Origin of the sequence: Priestia sp. SIMBA_032 (assembly GCF_046535215.1) — a bacterium.
Classification (GTDB): Bacteria; Bacillota; Bacilli; order Bacillales; family Bacillaceae_H; genus Priestia; species Priestia aryabhattai.
Map to the genome: position 1 here is coordinate 1 of NZ_JAWRXD010000590.1, position 275 is coordinate 275.

At 37.8% G+C, this 275-nt stretch carries 1 protein-coding gene; it reads left to right on the top strand.

Going from position 1 to position 275, the window contains the following annotated elements; genetic code table 11:
* Window positions 1–275, top strand: a 275-nt coding sequence (locus SB717_RS35630) for a hypothetical protein (protein ID WP_410907668.1), incomplete at both ends; no start/stop codon positions are given.

Here is a 275-nt window from a genome sequence, read left to right on the forward strand (position 1 = left end):
CTGGCCTTATATTGGTTTTCCTTCTGAAATAATTGATCCAAAAAATAATGGAGGAAAAAAAGGAAATATTCTGCTTCAGTTAGAAAATGGACCTGGAGTTTACGGAGGTATTTTTAACAATAAAGTGCTAGGAGAACTGGATTGGAATGGAAATATCATCTGGCAATGGGGAAAAAATGCTCCAGAAGGCGCTGCTCGTCAGAATCATGATTTACATCGACTTGAAAATGGAAACACCTTATTAGTAAGCACCATTGATCATATCGTTGCTGGCG